Below are 15,644 nucleotides of genomic sequence, written 5' to 3'. Positions count from 1 at the left end.
GAACCCGGCGGCGCACCGAGTCCAGGGGTCAGCCGATCTTCGACCCGTACATCTCGCCGAGGTCGTCCGCGATCAGTTCGATCCGCGCGCCGTCCGGGTCGGCGAAGTAGATCGACGTGCCGCTCTCTTCCTGGTACTTCACGCCGGCCGCGTCGAGCCGGGAGCGCGCGTCCGCCCACGCCTCCGGGGTGAGCGACAGGGCCAGGTGGTGCAGGCCGCCGAGCACCTCCGCGTACGGGCCGAGGTCGAGGCCGGGCAGGTCGAAGAACGCGACCGCGTTGCCGTTGCCGACGTCGAAGAAAAAGTGGCTCGACCCCGGATAGTCGCGGTTTTCGATCAGTTCGGTGAGCGGGAAGCCGAGAATGTCCTGGTAGAACGTGATCGTCCGCTCGACGTCGCTGGAAAGCAGCGCGGTGTGGTGGATGCCGCGGCCGACCGTGGCCGGACGTTCCGCCGCGGGGTGCAGATGCTGCTCCCGCAGCCGGTCGCGGACCTGCGCGAGCTGGGCGACTTCGGTCTCGGTGGGTGCCATTTCGGGTCACGTCCTCTCTGGGAGCCAACACGAGATACCGTACGCCGACAAACTCTCGCGAGCAAGAGATTATCGAGCGAGAGAATCCAGTCGTACCGCTGAATGGAACGAAGAGGTTGGCGCACGCGGCACCGTCAGGCAAAGTTCGGCCCGTGGAACCCGCTGAGCTGCAGGACGCCGTCGCGCTGCTGACGAGCGCGTACGAGCGCCACGAGCCGATCGATCCGCTCGTGAAGACCTTCCCCGACGGCACCATCGAAGACGCCTACCGCGTGCAGCAGGAGCAAGTCCGCGCGTGGGTGGCGGCGGGCGACGTGGTGCGCGGCCACAAGGTCGGCCTCGCCTCCGCCGCGATGCAGCGCCAGATGGGCGTGAACCAGCCTGACTTCGGGCACCTGACCAGCTCGATGTTCCTGCTCGAACACCAGCCGATCCCGACGACGCGGTTCCTGCAGCCGCGCATCGAACCGGAGATCGCGTTCGTGCTCGGCGCGCCGCTGCGCGGTCCGGGCGTGACCGTCGCCGACGCCGTCCGCGCGGTCGATTTCGTGCTGCCGTCGCTGGAGATCGTCGACTCGCGCGTCCGCGACTGGAAAATCTCGATCTTCGACACCGTCGCGGACAACGCGTCGTCCGGCGGGGTCATCCTGGGCAGCAGCCCGACCGATCTGCGCGACGTCGACCTGCGGCTCGCCGGCTGCACGCTGCACGTCAACGGCCACCTCGCGGCCACCGGCGCGGGCGGCGCGGTACTGGGTTCGCCGATCAACGCCCTGGTGTGGCTGGCCAACACCGTCGGCCCGCTCGGCGTGACGCTGGAGCCCGGCCACGTCGTCCTGCCCGGCTCGATGACCGCCGCGCAGACCGTCCGCCCCGGCGACACCGTCGTGGCGACCATGGCCGGCCTGGGCAGTGTGACCGCGGTGTTCGCGCCGGAGGAGGACAAGTGACCACCGATATCGTTGCCGCCGCGCAGGAACTGCTCAACCGCACGGAAGAAAGCGCGCAGCTCACCGAAACCTGGCCGGACCTCGATCTCGCCACGGCGTACGCGATCCAGGACGAGGCCCTGCGGCTGCGTCAGGAACGCGGCGAGACGCTGATCGGGGTGAAACTCGGGCTCACGTCGCGCGCGAAACAGCAGCGGATGGGCGTCACCGAACCCCTGCTCGCGTGGCTGACCGACGCGATGGTGCTGCCCGCGGGCGCGCCGACGCCGCAGCTCATCCACCCGCGCGCGGAGCCGGAGCTGGTGTTCGTGCTCGGCGAGCGGCTCGCCGGTCCGGGCGTCACCGCGGCTACCGCGCTCGCCGCGGTTTCCCAGGTGTACGGCGGAATCGAGATCATCGACAGCCGTTACCGCGACTACCGGTTCACGCTGCCGGACGTCGTGGCGGACAACGGTTCTTCCGCGCTGTTCGGCCTTGGCTCAGTCGGCCGCCCACCGTCCTCTTTGGACCTTTCACTGGAAGCCGCGCTGCTCGAAGTCGACGGTCAGATCGTCGACACCGCGACCGGCGCCGCCGTGCAGGGCCACCCGGCCGAGGCGCTGGCGCTGGCGGCGAACTCCCTGGCCGCCCGCGGATTGGCGCTCGAACCGGGCTGGCTCGTGCTGACCGGCGGCATGACCGACGCCGTCGAACTGCGCCCCGGCTCCCGTGTCGCCGCGCACTTCTCGAACCTGGGTTCGGTGACGATCAGCGGGTAGCGAGCCGTTTGATCCCGGCGATCACGCGCGGCCACACCTCGCGCGGCAGGTCGTGCCCCATGCCGGGGATGAGGTCGAGGTCGGCGCCCAGCGCGCGAGCCGTCGCGCGGCCGCCGGACACGTGCACGAGCGGGTCGGCCGTCCCGTGAATCACCAGGGACGGCACGGAAAGCCGGCGCAGATCGGCGGTCCGGTCGCGGGAGGACAGGATCGCGGCGAGCTGCCGGAACACGCCCGCCGGGTTGAGGCCGCGGTCGTACGTGCGTTCCGCGCGCTCGCGGAAATGGTCCTCGTCGAACACGTAACCGGGCGAGCCGATCAGCCTTGACGTGCGTACCAGTTGCGTCACGTAGTCCTCGCGCGTGCGCGGCCCCGGAGCCAGCATCGCGAGCGCGGCCCGCGGGCTGGGCAGGCCGACGTGCCGCGCGCCGGTGGTCGACATGATCGAGGTCAGCGTCCGCACGCGCCGCGGATGCCGGATCGCGAACTCCTGCGCGATCATCCCGCCCATCGACGTGCCGACGACGTGCGCGCTTTCGATGTCGAGCGCGTCGAGCAGTTTGCCCGCGTCGTCGGCCAGGTCGCCGAGCGAGTACGGCGCGGACCGCAGGAAGTACGCGAGCGGCAGGCTGGCCCGGCCGGTCCACCACTGCGAGCGCCCGACGTCGCGGTTGTCGAACCGGTGCACGTGGAAACCGGCCTCGGCGAGCTGTCCGCAGAACTCGTCGTCCCACCAGATCATCGGCGCGGCGAGGCCCATCACCACACCAGCAGCAGCGGCGGCGCGGACGGATCGCCGAACGATTCGTGGCACAGGGTGATGCCGTCGGCTTCGATGGTCTGCTCGGTCATGCCGTCAGTTTCGCGCACTCCGGAAGTAGCGGGCGCGAAGGAACGGGCGGAAGTCGTCGTCCGAGCCGAGGCGGACGTCGATTTCGTGGGTGAGGACGTCTCCCTGCGGGGTGATTCGATGCGCCGCGACGCCGCGTTCGGTGTGCTTTTCGAGGTGCAGCGTGCCGTCGCGCCAGCCGCCGCGGGCCGGTAGATCGGGCGGAAAACCGTAGCTGTCGAAGCCGAACCACAGCGTGTCGCCGGTGGCCGGGTCGACGGTGAAGACGTGGTGCCCCAGCATTCGCGTGCCGTCTTCGCGGGTTTGGACGTAGTCCGCCAGCACCGCGAATCCGTCGAGCGCGCGGCGGTAACTGCAGGTGGCCGTGGCGCTGGACGCGGGCGCCCAGGGCGCGGCGGCGAGGTCTTCGGTGCCGGACCAATCTCCGACGAGTGCGGTCAGTGCCTCGTGCGCGGCGCCGACGACGGGCAATTCCATCGGGTCCCCCTTGATTTCGACAGGTACCTGTCGAGATGGAAGACTAGCACGCATGCCGTCGAGGACGCCCCGAGCAGAACGCCTTACCCAGCTCGTCAACGAGGTCTTCGTGGCCAACGGCGCGCTGCTGGCCGCCGGTGACGCGCTCACCGCGGAAGCGGGGCTGACCGCCGCGCAATGGCAGGTCCTCGGCTTCCTCGAAGACGGTCCGGCGACCGCGGCGGAGCTGGCCCGGCGGCGGGGGCTGCGACGGCAGAGCGTGCAGGAAACGGTGAACCGGCTGCTGCGGGACGGCATGCTCACCCGCGCGGACAATCCGGCGGACGCTCGGGCGCCGCTGTTGCAGCTGAGCGACCAGGCTCGGGTGGCGCTGCGGATTCTAGGCGCTAAGCAGGCGAAATGGGCGGATGCGGTCGCGTCGGACCTGTCGTCCGACGATGTCGAAACGACCCTGCGCACGCTTCGCGCCTTGCGCGATCTGGTCTGACGGTCCGCCTCCGGCTCCGGCATGTTCACGTCGCTCGCACTGTGGGTACTCGGATGCCGGGCGGCGACGCGGCCCGACCGGGTGAGCGTCCCGAGGGAAATGTCTACACAACATTGACGTTCGTTGAGATCATGTAGACAATCGAGGACGTGACCACCACCACACCTGTCACGTTCGAGCGGCATCCGGACACCTACCGGCACTGGCGGCTGACGGTCGACGGCGAGGTCGCCTGGCTCGAGATGGACGTCGACGAACAGGGCGGCCTCGTGCCGGGGTACGAGCTGAAGCTCAACTCGTACGACCTTGGCGTCGACATCGAGTTCTACGACGCCACGCAGCGGCTGCGCTTCGAGTATCCGCAGGTCCGCGCGGTGATCGTGACGAGCGCCAAGGACAAGGTGTTCTGCGCCGGGGCCAACATCCGGATGCTCGCCGCGTCGCCGCACGAGTGGAAGGTGAACTTCTGCAAGTTCACCAACGAGACCCGCAACGGCATCGAAGACGCCACCGAGTTCTCCGGTCAGACCTATCTCGCGGCGGTGAACGGCAGCTGCGCCGGCGGCGGCTACGAAATCGCGCTGGCCTGCGACAAGATCCTGCTGGTCGACGACAACTCGTCCACCGTCGCGTTGCCCGAGGTGCCGCTGCTCGGCGTGCTGCCCGGCACCGGCGGGCTGACCCGGGTGGTCGACAAACGACGGGTCCGGCGGGATCTCGCGGACGTGTTCGCCACGCGGCCGGACGGCGTCAAGGGCCGGACCGCGGTCGACTGGCGGCTGGTGGACGAACTGGTGCCGCGCGTCGGGTTCCGCGAGAAGGTGCTGTCGCGGGCGCACGAACTGGCCGCCGAATCCGACCGGTTGCCCGCCGAGCAGGGGATCGAGCTGGCCCCGCTGGAGCCGACGGTGACCGACGACGGGATCGAGTACCGGCACGTGCGTGTCGCGTATGACCGGCCGAACTCGCTGGTCACGCTCACTGTGCTCGGCCCGTCCGGGGAACCGCAGCTCGACGGCTGGCTGCTGCGGCTGACTCGCGAACTGGACGACGCGATCCTGCGCCTGCGCACGAACGAACCGGAACTCGGCACCTGGGTGTTGCGCACCGAGGGCGATCCGGAGCAGGTGCTCGCGCACGAGGAGGTCGTGCTCAGCGGGAAAGACTGGCTGAGCAACGAAATCCTGCACTACTACAAGCGCACGCTGAAGCGGCTGGACGTCACCAGCCGCACCTTGATCGCGCTGATCGAACCGGGCAGCTGCTTCGCGGGGAGCCTGCTTGAGCTGGCCTTCGCGGCGGACCGGCAGTACCTGCTGGACGGGCCGCCGATCGACGACGAAGACTCGCCGGAACGCGCGACGATCACGTTGTCGGAAGCCAATTTCGGCGTCTTCCCGATGGGCAACGGACTGTCCCGGCTGGAATCGCGGTTCTACGGTGACGACGACCATCTGACCTGGCTGGCCCGCGAACGCGACCGTCCGCTGAGCGCCGCGGAAGCCGTCGAACTGGGCCTGGTCACCGACGCCCCGGACGACCTCGACTGGGAGGACGAGATCCGGATCGCGCTGGAAGGCCGGGCGTCGCTGTCGCCGGACGCGCTGACCGGGATGGAGGCGAACCACCGGTTCGTCGGCCCGGAAACGATCGAAACCAAGATCTTCGGGCGGCTGACCGCCTGGCAGAACTGGATCTTCACCCGACCGAACGCCTCCGGTCCCGACGGCGCGCTGCGTCGTTACGGCACCGGCCAGAAGGCGGTCTTCGACAGGAAGCGGGTCTGAACCGATGCCCGAAAAGATCGACTACGACGCCAAAATCCCGAACAACGTCCAGCTCGCCGACGACCGCAGGCTGCAGCGCGCGCTGGAGGGCTGGCAGCCGAAGTTCATGAACTGGTGGGGCGAGATGGGTCCCACGCTGGAGACCGAGGGCGTCTACCTGCGCACCGCGGTGAGTGTCGGGCGCGACGGCTGGGCGCATTTCGACCACGTCAACGTGCCGGACTACCGCTGGGGCATCTTCCTCGCCGAACGGGAACCGGACCGGCGGATCGCGTTCGGCGAGCACGCCGGCGAACCGGTGTGGCAGCAGGTGCCCGGCGAATACCGCGCTGACCTGCAGCGGCTGATCGTGATCCAGGGCGACACCGAACCGGCGTCGGTCGAACAGCAGCGGTTGCTCGGGCTCACCGCGCCGTCGCTGTACGACCTGCGCAATCTCTTCCAGGTGAATGTGGAGGAGGGGCGGCACCTGTGGGCGATGGTGTACCTGCTCCACGCGTACTTCGGCCGCGAAGGCCGGGACGAGGCCGAGGGCTTGCTGCTGCGCAACTCCGGCAGTCCGGACGCGCCGCGCATCCTCGGCGCGTTCAACGAGGAAACGGCCGACTGGCTCGCGTTCTACATGTTCACGTACTTCACCGACCGCGATGGGAAATACCAGCTCGGCACGTTGAAGGAAAGCTCGTTCGACCCGCTGTCGCGCACCTGCGAGTTCATGCTCAAGGAGGAGGCGCACCACATGATGGTGGGCACCACCGGCGTCGACCGGGTGGTGCAGCGCAGCGCCGAACTCATCCGCGAGCACGACACGTACGACATCGCGTCGCACGGCGGGATCCCGCTCGACGTGATCCAGCGGTACCTGAACTTCCACTACACCGTGTCGCTCGACCTGTTCGGCAGTGAAACGTCGACCAACGCGGCGAACTACTACACCGCGGGGCTCAAGGGCCGCTGGCAGGAGACGCGGCGCAAGGACGACCACAAGCTCACCGAGGACAGCCGCGTGCTGGAACGCCCGCGCGACGACGGGACCTGGACGTCCGAGGAAATGCAGGCCATCCTGCTGCTGAATCTCGACCTGCGCGGCGAGTACACCGCGGACTGCCAGACCGGGGTCAACCGGTGGAACAAGATCCTCGCCGACGCGGGCATCGACTTCCGGTTCGCGTTGCCGCACCCTGGTTTCAACCGCGAGGTGGGCATAAACTCCGGCCACCACGTCACTCCGGACGGCAGCATCGTGGACGAGGCGACGTGGGAGGCAGCGCGGCACAAATGGCTCCCGACGGCCGAGGACCTGACGTTCGTCCGGTCGCTCATGCACCCGGTGTACGAGCGCGGGAAGATCGCCAGCTGGGTCGCGCCGCCGAGGCAGGGCATCAACGGAAAACCTTTCGACTACGAGTACGTGTACCTCACCTGAGGGGGCACCGATGACGGTTCCCGCGAACTTCAACGCCGCGGAGTACCTGCTCGGCCGCGGCCGTCCGGACGCGCTCGCGGTCGTCTCGCCGCGGCGCACGCTCAGCTACGGCGAACTCGTCGCGGAGACCCACCGGGTCGCGTCCGGACTGCGCGCGCTCGGCGTGCGTCCGGAGGAGCGGGTCATGTTCTGCATGGTCGACGACGTCGAACTGCTGAGCGGGATCCTCGGCGCGATGCTCATCGGCGCGGTCGCGGTGCCGGTGTCCACTATGGTCACCGGGTTGGAGCTGGGGCAGGTGCTCGCCGATTCGCGGGCGCGGGTGCTGTGCGTGTCCGGGGAGTTTTCCGCGCAGGCGGCGGGCGCGCTGACCGGTGCGCCCGAGGTGACCGACGTGGTGCTCGACCGGGCGGACCCGGCGGAATTCCCGGCTGGCGTGCGGACGCATCGGTGGCCGTTGACCCCGGCGGACGATGTCGTGGCCTCGCCGACTTGGGAGGATTCGCCCGCACTGTGGCTGTACACGTCGGGCACGACGGGTAAGCCGAAGGGCGCGATGCACCGGCACGGGAGCATCCGCGCGGTGTGCTCGACTTACGCTTCGCAGGTGCTGGGAGTGTCCTCTTCGGACCGGTTCTTGTCGGTGCCGAAGTTGTTCTTTGCTTACGGGCTAGGCAATTCGGCGTTCTTCCCGCTCTCTTGTGGAGGGACGACACTGCTGGAACCGGCGCGTCCGACGCCGGCGCTCATCGCCGCGCGGGCGCGGGCGGACCGGCCGACCCTGTTCTTCGGGGTGCCGACGTTCTACGCGGCGCTGCTGGCCAGTGACGTGCCGGATGATTCGTTTTCCTCGGTGCGGTATGCGGTTTCGGCTGGGGAGCCGTTGCCGTCGGCGTTGTACAAGCGGTTCCGGGATCGGTTCGGCGTGGAAATCCTGGACGGGATCGGGTCGACCGAGGCGTTGCACATTTTCCTGTCCAACCAGCCGGGCGCGGTGCGGCCGGGCAGCACCGGGGTCGCGGTGCCGGGGTACTCCGTCGAAATCCGGGACGAGCAGGGCGCGGTCATTTCGGAAGCGGGACGGCCGGGCGAGCTTTTTGTGTCCGGTCCGTCCATCGCGACCGGGTACTGGGCGCGATACGAGACTACGAAACAGGTTTTCCAAGGGCAGTGGCTGCGGACCGGGGACAGTTACGTGCGCAACTCGGACGGCACCTACACGTGTCTCGGCCGGTTCGGCGACATGCTGAAGGCGGGCGGGATTTGGGTGTCTCCGTCCGAAGTGGAGGAACGGCTGCTGCAGCATCCGGCCGTTGCCGAGGTGGCGGTCGTCGCCGCGCCGGACGAGGACGGATTGGACAAACCGGTGGCGTGCGTGGTCGCCGCGCCTTCGGCCACTGTGGACGCTGGGGAGCTGATCGAGTTTTGCCGGGAGGGGTTGGCCGCGTTCAAACGGCCGCGCGGCGTGGTGGAGATGGCCGAGCTGCCGAAAACCGCGACCGGGAAGATCCGGCGGAACGTGATCCGCGAAATGGTGCGCGAGTCGCTGCTCGTGCCGCAGCCGCAATCGTGATCGACTGGCCGGCATGATCGACGAACGGTTCGTGGTGGACGCCCACGTGCACACCCCGCGGCTGCCCACTCTCAAGCCCGCATGGCTGGACTGGGCGCGAGACTTCGCCGGTGACTACCCGTGGCGCACGGTGTACGACGAGGACGGCACGGTGCTCCCGGCTGCGCTGGACGACCTCATGGCGAGCGAGGGTGTCGACCGGGTGCTGTTGTTTTGTGAATACAGTCCTCGGGCGACTGGTATCCAGGCGATTGAAGACAATCTGCCGTTGGTCGCATACAACCCGGAGCGGTTCCGCCTGGTCGCCAACGTGAACCCGCATCTGCACCATCCGCTGGTCGACGAGGTGGAACGACAGCTCGCGCTGGGTGCGGTCGCGTTGAAGCTCCACCCGGTGCACGGCGCGTTTTCCCCGGCGGACAAGGAGTTGTACCCCGTTTACGCGTTGTGCGCTGAACGCGGAGTGCCGGTGATCCTCCACTCTGGACTGTCGGTGTTCCCGGGATCCCGTGCCAGCTATGGGGATCCTTCGCTGCTGTCCGATGTGGTCGAAGACTTCCCGTCGGTGAACTTCGTGTTCGCGCACGGCGGCCGGGGCTGGTGGTACGACGTGGCGGCGTTCATGGCCCAGTCGAGGCCGAACGTGTGGCTCGACCTCGCCGGGCTGCCGCCGAAGAAACTGCCGGAGTATTACGCGCGCTTCGATCTCGTGCGGTTGGCCCGGAAATGGATCTTCGGCACGGATTGGCCTGGGGTGCCGGGAACTGCCGTGAATGTCCGCGCGGTCGCCGATTTGGGCTTGCCCGCGGACGTCCTGGACGGCGTCCTGTCCGGCAACGCGTTACGCCTGATGCCGAGCCTGCGCTGAGCTTTACTTTCGCCAGAACAAGTGGTGCACCACTCCGCTGGGACTGGGAATCTTCTCCAGGTGGTAGCGGTCGGTCAGCTCGTCCGGGCTTTTCCAAAGCCGTTCCCCGTCCCCGAGTTCGACCGGCGCGACCGCGATGTGCAGCGTGTCGATGAGACCGGCTTCGAGGAATTGCCGCACTGTGGTGACGCCGCCGCCGATACGCACATCCTTGTCGCCCGCGGCCTTCTTCGCCTGCGCGAGCGCTTCCGCCGGCGTCGTGTTGAGGAAGTGGAAAGTGGTCTGCCCCAAGGTGATCGAGGGCCGTTCGTGGTGGGTGAGGACGAAGACCGGGGTGCGGAACGGGGGTTCGTCGCCCCACCACCCTTGCCAGTCGTAGTTCTCCCACGGTCCGCGGTGCGGGCCGAATTTATTGCGTCCCATGATTTCCGCGCCGACGTCGCCGCGGTGCATGTCGCGGGTGAAGTAGTCGTCGAGCCCTCGTGTGCCGCCTGGCTCGCCGCGCATCGGCCAGCTGGCGGTGACCCCGGCCCACGCGAAGAGCGGCCCCGGGTCGGGATGGCCGAACGGCTGCTCGAAGCTCTGGTCTGGACCGGAGCCGTAGCCGTCGGCGGAAGCGTTGAAGCACTGGACGCGCACCAGCATCGAGACCCCCGCTTGTCTTTTGAAAGCACTATGCCGGAGGCGGTGGTAAAGTGCAAGTGGTCGGAGGAGGTAAACGATGCCGGACGGTCCGCGCTCGGGGTGCCCGATCAACGCCGCGATCGAGGTCGTCGGCGACCGCTGGAGCCTGCTGGTCCTGCGCGACGTGATGTTCGGCGACCGGCGGCATTTCCGGCAATTGCAGTCGCAGTCGGAAGAAGGGATCGCGTCGAATATCCTCGCCGATCGATTGCGCACTCTGACTGAAGCGGGATTGCTCACGCGCGATTCCGCCGGCCGCGGACAGCGGGCGACTTACAGTTTGACCGAAGCGGCTATCCAGCTGGTGCCGGTTTTGGTGCAGCTGGGGAGCTGGGGTTTGCGGCATCGGCCGACGACGCCGGAATTGCGTGTGCGGGCTGAGCTGCTCGAGGCCGGTGGGCCGCCGCTGTGGGAAGAATTCATGGCGGAGCTTCGGGAACGGCATCTGGGGATTCCCCGTCCGGGCGGGGATGGGCCAACCGCCACGGAACGCTTGGCGGCGGCTTATGCGGAAGCTGTTGCGCGGGGTTGATGCGGCGGCTTTCGCTCGCGGTTTCGCGGATGGCTGGCGCGGATGGCTGGCGCGGATGGCTGGCGCGGATGGCTGGCGCGGATGGCTGGCGCGGATGGCTGGCGCGGATGGCTGGCGCGGATGGCTGGCGCGGATGGCTGGCGCGGATGGCTGGCGCGGATGGCTGGCGCGGATGGCTGGCGCGGATGGCTGGCGCGGATGGCAATGTGCCTCGTTGCCTCGTTGCCTCGTTGCCTCGTTGCCTCGTTGCCTCGTTGCCTCGGGTCGGTTTGTCGACCTGTTGACTTGGCTCCCGCGTGCCTTCCTCGGCCGACCGAGGCGCTCGCCCAGCCCTGGATACATCCGGCCGAAGTTGATCACACGATTCGGCGTTGACCCTGCTGAAACGGATCCGCCGAGGCGCCCGTCCCGTCAGCATTCCCGACCGAGGAAGGGAGCCGGGAATGCGGGACGAAGACGAAGTGCGCCGTTTGTCGACGAAAATGAACCGGGTCGTCGGCGCGAACCCGAGCTTTCGCGCCGACGCGGACGACGCTTGCCAGACGGCCTGGGTCGAATTTCTCAGCGGTAAGCCGACCCTGCGAGATTCGAACAACGTGGCCGGTTGGCTGACGACCGTCGCGAGAAGGCACGCGCTCCGAGCAGTCGAAAAACGTGCACGGGTGAAGCTGGTCGATGACTCGCAATTGGACACGCACGACCTGGTCGCCTCGCCCGAGGACGAGACCGTGGCCGGTGAACTGGCCGCCGCACTGTGGCGCGCGGTGGAGAAGTTCCCGGAACGGCACCGCCGGATGATGTTTCTGCTCGCGTACTACCCGGAACTCCGGCACGACCAGCTGGCCGCTGAACTGGGAATCTCGCCGTCGAGCGTGAGCCGAATCCGACACCGCTGCTTGACCGCCCTCCGCCGACGGCTGGAGTCAGAAGGCTTCAGTTATCCATGACCGACTCGCCGCCATGGCCGGGCACCACGCCGTGTCGCCAGACCGCCGGGTTCCGCCAACCGCCAGTCACCCAACTCCGGCCGCCCAACCGCCAGTCACCAGCCGCGAGTCACTCAACCGTCAGTCACCAGCCGTGAGCCGCCCAATTGCAGATCGCCCGGTCCAGCACCCGCCGATGCCCCGTCAACCGACCCTGATGACCCTGTTGACCTGCGTTTTCCTGCCTGTCCACAACTTCCTTCGCCTGTGGGCACCCAGGCCTGAACGCACTGGCCGGTCGGTCCGCGCCGATAGACTGGGCTGGGGCAGCCCCCCCAGGGAAGGGCGGGGCTGTGTCGGCGGGGCTGTGTCGGCGGGGGCTGTGTCGGCGGGGGCTGTGTCGGCGGGGGCTGTGTCGGCGGGGGCTGTGTCGGCGGGGGCTGTGTCGGCGGGGGCTGTGTCGGCGGGGGCTGTGTCGGCGGGGGCTGTGTCGGCGGGGGCTGTGTCGGCGGGGGCTGTGTCGGCGGGGGCTGTGTCGGCGGGGGCTGTGTCGGCGGGGGCTGTGTCGGCGGGGGCTGTGTCGGCGGGGGCTGTGTCGGCGGGGAGCAGCCGAAAGCTAGCCGCCTGAAAGCCCCTCCGGAAAGCCCCGTCGGAAAGTCCCGCCGGAAAGTGCGCCGCCCGAAAGGCCCGCCGGAAAGCGCGCCGCCCGAAAAGCTCGCAATCCGAGGGGCGGCCGGGAAACCCGCCAGAAAGTCTCGCCATCCCGAGAGACACATCGCCGGAAAGCGCCGCAGCCCGGAAGCAACCGCCAGGAATCTAGTCGTTCAGAAAAGCCAGGCCGTACATCCGCGAAATCACCCGTTCACCGACCGAAGCGTGCGCATAGCCTCCGCCAACCCCGCAGCATCCGGCCCCAAAGGCGTAAGCACGATCCGCCGCAGGATCTCCGCGCACGCGGCTCTCGCCTTGATCGCTACCTCCAGCCCATGTTCCGTCAGGGCGGCGAACGTCACCCGGCGGTCTTCGGGGCTCGGGATCCGGCAGATCAAATCCGCGGCGACCAGGCGGTCCGCCACCTTGGTGAAGCCTCCGCTCGACAGGGCGGCTTCGGTCGCGAGGCGGGTCATCGGCATGCGGTGGTCGGGCGAACGGACCAGGCGCAGCAGGATGTCGAACGACGCGGGGGCCAGGCCGAAGCGGTCGGCGATTTCTCCCATCAGCGCGTTCTGCGTGGCCAGATAGCCTTCGATCACGAGGCCCCACCACGTCACGATCTCGTCGTCGTCCGTTTGCGGATCCGGGGTCATCTGCCGGAGTCTACCCGGATTACCTCTTGCCTGCGAGAATTTACCTGGGCAATGAAACCTCCCATGAACCAGCGCATCAGGAGTAACCGCCAAGGCTAGGGTCGAAGGCATGACCGACCTCACGCGCGCGCAAGACCTGCTCGCCTCCACAATCCTCGCCGACGGACACAACGACCTGCCTTGGGCACTTCGCGACCTGGCCGGTCCGAACCCGGTCGAGGCGGTGGCGGGCGTGGACCTCACGGTGTCCCAGCCGACGCTGCACACCGACTTTCCCAAACTCGCCGAAGGCAAACTGGGTCTGCAGTTCTGGTCGGTCTACGTCCCGTGCGAGTTCAAGGGCGACAGCGCGGTCACCGCGGTACTGGAACAGATCGAGGTGGTTTACCAGCTGGCCGAGCGCTACCCCGATCGGCTGCGGCTGGTGACCACAGCGGACGAGGCCGAGGCGGCGTTCGCGGACGGGCGGATCGCGTCGTTGCTCGGGGCCGAAGGCGGGCACAGCATCGCGGAATCCCTTGGCGTGCTGAGGATTCTGCGCCGGCTCGGCGTCCGGTACATGACGCTGACCCACAATTTCAACACGACCTGGGCGGACTCCGGCACCGACAAACCCGAGCACGACGGGCTCACCGAATTCGGCCGCGAGGTCGTGCGCGAGATGAACCGGATCGGCATGCTGGTCGACCTTTCGCACGTCGCGCCGAGCACTATGCGGGCCGCGATCGAGGTTTCCAGTGCGCCGGTGATCTTCAGTCACTCGTCGTGCCGTGCGGTCAACGATCATCCGCGCAATATCCCGGACGACGTGCTCGCCCAGCTGCCCGGCAACGGCGGCGTCGCGATGATCACCTTCGTGCCCGCCTTCATCTCCGCCTCCGTGACCGAGTGGGACAACCAGCTCGAGGCGGCGATGACGGCGGCCGGGAAGGAGTTTCTCAACCTCGGCGAGCGCGATCGGTTCGCCAAGACCTGGGACGCGCCGCCCAAGCCGAAGGCGACGATCGAAGACGTCGTCGCGCACATCGAGCACGCGCGCGAGGTCGCCGGGATCGACCACATCGGGCTCGGCGGCGACTACGACGGCGTCGGTGCCTTGCCGGAAGGTCTCGAGGACGTGTCGAAATACCCGGTGCTCATCGCCGCGCTGATGGAGCGCGGCTGGAGCGACGAGGACTGCGCGAAACTCGCCGGCCGCAACACGCTGCGGGTGCTGCGCGAGGTCGACGCGAAGCTCTGAATTAGCGCATCACGTCGAGTGGGCGGACAATCACGATATGTCCCACGCGCGAAACGACGGTCTCGACGCGACCGCGAAATCGGAAATTCCCGAGGCGCCGGGCACTGAGGTGCCCGGCGCACTCGACCACGCCGCCCCGGGCACCGCACCGGGAGCCGAACCCGGACCGCGGCCGTCCGCCGCGAAGCCCGCCGGCCGCACGGGCAAGGTCAAGCCCACGCGGATCAGCGGGACCTGGATCGCCGTGATCGTGGCGATCGTCGTGCTGGCGTTCCTGCTGGTGTTCATCCTGCAGAACCTGGACACGGCGACCGTCCACTTCCTCGGCGCTTCCGGCAGCCTGCCGCTCGCGGTGGCGATGCTGTTCTCCGCCATCGCGGGAGCGGCGCTGGTCGCGCTGATCGGCGGCGCCCGCATCCTCCAGCTGCGGAAACAGGCCCGCCGACGACGCTGACCGGAAGCTTCAACCAGCCCGCAGGCTCAGCAGGATCTCGCACACCGCGGGATCCCCGCTGACCTGCACTCGCGCGCCCGCGTCCGGCAACGCGCCGCTGCACCATCGCCAGAACGTGTCCGCGTCGGTCGACAGAGACGCGAGCGGAGACCGCGACGTAGCCGCGCCCCGGTCGATCGCCCACCCTGCCCCCGTAGCGCGAAGCGTCCACCGTCCGGCCCCCTCGACCGAGCACGCCACCTGACGTCCGGCCCGCGCGGTCACCGGCCGCAACGTCTGCGGCAGCGAGCGCAGGAACGTGTCCACCACCGGCGTCCGGAACTCCGGCTCGTCCAGCAACGGAGCTGCCACCGCCTCCCGGATCTGCTGCTGGAGCACCCACTGTTCCGAGTAGTCCCGAGCGACCGTCAGCCACAACGGCATCCCGGCCGGTTCGTCCAGGTCGCGGTGCTTCCACAGTTCGGTCAGCTGGGTCGTGCTGTCCACGAGCATCGCGAACAGCACCTCCGGCGACAGCTGCCGACAGGCCGATACCCAAGACGTCCCGTCCGCGAAGTGGCCGTCCCGGTCGCGGGAGAGCCGCCGGAGCTTCCGGCCCAGGATGTCCGCGGTCAGGTCGTGCACCGTCCATTCGCCCAACGCGGGCAGGGTCCACTCCGGGGTCCGGAGGTCGGAGAGAACTCCGATCAGCGCCTGTTCCTCGCGCACGAGCAGCGGCAGCACGTCGATCGGCGGTCCCCACGGCGCGGTCATGCGCGTCATCCAACACCCACCGGCCGGGCATCACAGGGCT

Annotated in this window: 17 protein-coding genes; 11 read left to right on the top strand and 6 right to left on the bottom strand. The window is 68.5% G+C overall.

Features of this window, described 5'->3' with window-relative positions; translation table 11 throughout:
* Positions 1–28: 28 nt before the first annotated feature.
* Positions 29–532, bottom strand: a complete 504-nt coding sequence (locus SSMG_RS35280; protein WP_009084125.1) for a VOC family protein — start codon at positions 530–532, stop codon at positions 29–31.
* A 152-nt stretch (positions 533–684) separates the two neighbouring features.
* Between SSMG_RS35280 and SSMG_RS35275 the strand changes: the two genes are divergently transcribed.
* Positions 685–1,482: a 2-keto-4-pentenoate hydratase gene (locus tag SSMG_RS35275; RefSeq protein ID WP_009084123.1), complete on the top strand. Its 798-nt coding sequence runs from the start codon at positions 685–687 to the stop codon at positions 1,480–1,482.
* 29 nt (positions 1,483–1,511) lie between these two features.
* Positions 1,512–2,240 (top strand): 2-keto-4-pentenoate hydratase, encoded by a 729-nt coding sequence (locus tag SSMG_RS35270; protein WP_037718532.1) that lies wholly within the window; start codon positions 1,512–1,514, stop codon positions 2,238–2,240.
* Here SSMG_RS35270 and SSMG_RS35265 read toward each other — a convergent pair.
* Both SSMG_RS35265 and SSMG_RS35260 read right to left on the bottom strand, forming a co-directional pair.
* Complete coding sequence (locus SSMG_RS35265) at positions 2,230–3,000, bottom strand: alpha/beta fold hydrolase (RefSeq protein WP_286156997.1); 771 nt, start codon at positions 2,998–3,000, stop codon at positions 2,230–2,232. The genes SSMG_RS35270 and SSMG_RS35265 overlap by 11 nt on opposite strands.
* Before the next feature lie 96 nt (positions 3,001–3,096).
* The gene (locus SSMG_RS35260; RefSeq protein ID WP_009084116.1) at positions 3,097–3,567 is read right to left on the bottom strand and encodes a DUF1579 family protein; all 471 of its coding nucleotides are present in this window, start codon (positions 3,565–3,567) and stop codon (positions 3,097–3,099) included.
* Positions 3,568–3,619: 52 nt separating this feature from the next.
* On the opposite strand from SSMG_RS35260, the gene SSMG_RS35255 reads away from it, so the two are divergent.
* The 5 genes from SSMG_RS35255 (at position 3,620) to SSMG_RS35235 (ending at position 9,708) form a co-directional block, all read left to right on the top strand.
* Positions 3,620–4,054 (top strand): MarR family winged helix-turn-helix transcriptional regulator, encoded by a 435-nt coding sequence (locus SSMG_RS35255; protein WP_009084114.1) that lies wholly within the window; start codon positions 3,620–3,622, stop codon positions 4,052–4,054.
* Positions 4,055–4,203: 149 nt separating this feature from the next.
* Positions 4,204–5,841: a 2,3-epoxybenzoyl-CoA dihydrolase gene (gene boxC, locus SSMG_RS35250; protein WP_009084112.1), complete on the top strand. Its 1,638-nt coding sequence runs from the start codon at positions 4,204–4,206 to the stop codon at positions 5,839–5,841.
* Positions 5,842–5,845: 4 nt separating this feature from the next.
* Positions 5,846–7,267 (top strand): benzoyl-CoA 2,3-epoxidase subunit BoxB, encoded by a 1,422-nt coding sequence (gene boxB, locus SSMG_RS35245; RefSeq protein ID WP_009084110.1) that lies wholly within the window; start codon positions 5,846–5,848, stop codon positions 7,265–7,267.
* 10 nt (positions 7,268–7,277) lie between these two features.
* Positions 7,278–8,840 (top strand): benzoate-CoA ligase family protein, encoded by a 1,563-nt coding sequence (locus tag SSMG_RS35240; RefSeq protein WP_009084108.1) that lies wholly within the window; start codon positions 7,278–7,280, stop codon positions 8,838–8,840.
* A 13-nt stretch (positions 8,841–8,853) separates the two neighbouring features.
* Positions 8,854–9,708, top strand: a complete 855-nt coding sequence (locus tag SSMG_RS35235) for an amidohydrolase family protein (protein ID WP_037715889.1) — start codon at positions 8,854–8,856, stop codon at positions 9,706–9,708.
* Positions 9,709–9,711: 3 nt separating this feature from the next.
* Here SSMG_RS35235 and SSMG_RS35230 read toward each other — a convergent pair whose 3' ends face one another.
* The gene (locus tag SSMG_RS35230) at positions 9,712–10,353 is read right to left on the bottom strand and encodes a dihydrofolate reductase family protein (protein ID WP_009084102.1); all 642 of its coding nucleotides are present in this window, start codon (positions 10,351–10,353) and stop codon (positions 9,712–9,714) included.
* Between the two features lie 76 nt (positions 10,354–10,429).
* On the opposite strand from SSMG_RS35230, the gene SSMG_RS35225 reads away from it, so the two are divergent.
* Together SSMG_RS35225 and SSMG_RS35220 are read left to right on the top strand one after the other, a co-directional pair.
* The gene (locus SSMG_RS35225) at positions 10,430–10,924 is read left to right on the top strand and encodes a helix-turn-helix domain-containing protein (protein ID WP_009084100.1); all 495 of its coding nucleotides are present in this window, start codon (positions 10,430–10,432) and stop codon (positions 10,922–10,924) included.
* Positions 10,925–11,367: 443 nt separating this feature from the next.
* On the top strand, positions 11,368–11,871 hold the full coding sequence (locus SSMG_RS35220) for an RNA polymerase sigma factor (protein WP_037715887.1): 504 nt from the start codon (positions 11,368–11,370) through the stop codon (positions 11,869–11,871).
* Between the two features lie 833 nt (positions 11,872–12,704).
* Here SSMG_RS35220 and SSMG_RS35215 read toward each other — a convergent pair.
* Positions 12,705–13,157, bottom strand: coding sequence for a MarR family winged helix-turn-helix transcriptional regulator (locus SSMG_RS35215; protein ID WP_009084094.1), 453 nt, complete (start codon positions 13,155–13,157; stop codon positions 12,705–12,707).
* Between the two features lie 109 nt (positions 13,158–13,266).
* On the opposite strand from SSMG_RS35215, the gene SSMG_RS35210 reads away from it, so the two are divergent.
* Together SSMG_RS35210 and SSMG_RS35205 are read left to right on the top strand one after the other, a co-directional pair.
* Positions 13,267–14,397: a dipeptidase gene (locus SSMG_RS35210; RefSeq protein ID WP_009084092.1), complete on the top strand. Its 1,131-nt coding sequence runs from the start codon at positions 13,267–13,269 to the stop codon at positions 14,395–14,397.
* Between the two features lie 37 nt (positions 14,398–14,434).
* Complete coding sequence (locus tag SSMG_RS35205; RefSeq protein WP_009084090.1) at positions 14,435–14,851, top strand: lipopolysaccharide assembly LapA domain-containing protein; 417 nt, start codon at positions 14,435–14,437, stop codon at positions 14,849–14,851.
* Between the two features lie 9 nt (positions 14,852–14,860).
* Here the strand turns inward: SSMG_RS35205 and SSMG_RS35200 are convergent, their stop codons facing one another.
* Positions 14,861–15,604, bottom strand: coding sequence for a hypothetical protein (locus SSMG_RS35200; protein WP_037718531.1), 744 nt, complete (start codon positions 15,602–15,604; stop codon positions 14,861–14,863).
* Between the last annotated feature and the right edge of the window lie 40 nt (positions 15,605–15,644).

It is taken from the genome of Streptomyces sp. AA4 (genome assembly GCF_000158875.1).
Classification (GTDB): Bacteria; Actinomycetota; Actinomycetes; order Mycobacteriales; family Pseudonocardiaceae; genus Amycolatopsis.
Note: the sequence above shows the minus strand (reverse complement) of the source record. Positions and strands in the feature narration are given on the sequence as shown.